Origin of the sequence: Lysinibacillus sp. BF-4, assembly GCF_000743635.1 — a bacterium.
In the GTDB taxonomy this organism is placed as follows: Bacteria; Bacillota; Bacilli; order Bacillales_A; family Planococcaceae; genus Metalysinibacillus; species Metalysinibacillus saudimassiliensis.
The window spans coordinates 1-658 of record NZ_JPUW01000104.1 but is presented as its reverse complement, the minus strand read 5'-3'; the positions used below and the strand labels follow the sequence as shown (position 1 = coordinate 658).

7 tRNA genes are annotated in these 658 nt (G+C 50.5%); all 7 read left to right on the top strand.

Going from position 1 to position 658, the window contains the following annotated elements:
• The 7 genes from CH76_RS13375 to CH76_RS13345 all read left to right on the top strand — a co-directional run bounded on the left by CH76_RS13375 (position 1) and on the right by CH76_RS13345 (position 612).
• A tRNA-Asp gene (locus tag CH76_RS13375) sits at positions 1-76 on the top strand.
• A 9-nt stretch (positions 77-85) separates the two neighbouring features.
• Positions 86-158: transfer RNA gene (locus CH76_RS13370), tRNA-Phe, on the top strand.
• A 13-nt stretch (positions 159-171) separates the two neighbouring features.
• A tRNA-Gly gene (locus CH76_RS13365) sits at positions 172-245 on the top strand.
• 9 nt (positions 246-254) lie between these two features.
• A tRNA-Ile gene (locus CH76_RS13360) sits at positions 255-331 on the top strand.
• Between the two features lie 8 nt (positions 332-339).
• Positions 340-414: transfer RNA gene (locus tag CH76_RS13355), tRNA-Asn, on the top strand.
• 18 nt (positions 415-432) lie between these two features.
• Positions 433-523, top strand: a tRNA-Ser gene (locus tag CH76_RS13350).
• Positions 524-540: 17 nt separating this feature from the next.
• Positions 541-612, top strand: a tRNA-Glu gene (locus CH76_RS13345).
• Positions 613-658 lie beyond the last annotated feature (46 nt).

Below are 658 nucleotides of genomic sequence, written 5' to 3'. Positions count from 1 at the left end.
GGTCCCGTGGTGTAGCGGTTAACATGCCTGCCTGTCACGCAGGAGATCGCCGGTTCGATCCCGGTCGGGACCGCCATTTTAATATGGGTCAGTAGCTCAGTTGGTAGAGCATTAGATTGAAGCTCTAAGTGTCGGCGGTTCGATTCCGTCCTGACCCATACTTTTTCATTAGCGGGTGTAGTTTAGTGGTAAAACCTCAGCCTTCCAAGCTGATGATGTGAGTTCGATTCTCATCACCCGCTCCATAACAAAGCGGGCCTATAGCTCAGCTGGTTAGAGCGCACGCCTGATAAGCGTGAGGTCGATGGTTCGAGTCCATTTAGGCCCACCATATATTGTTCCGAAGTAGCTCAGTGGTAGAGCAATCGGCTGTTAACCGATCGGTCGTAGGTTCGAGTCCTACCTTCGGAGCCATTTTTTTATTTATGATACGGGGAAGTACTCAAGAGGCTCAAGAGGCGCCCCTGCTAAGGGTGTAGGTCGTTAATTCGGCGCGAGGGTTCGAATCCCTCCTTCTCCGCCATATAATACTTACGGTAAGGCCCCTTGGTCAAGCGGTTAAGACACCGCCCTTTCACGGCGGTAACACGGGTTCGAATCCCGTAGGGGTCATCAAGCATTTAAGACGAAGCATATTCGTTTTAAATGCTTTTTTATA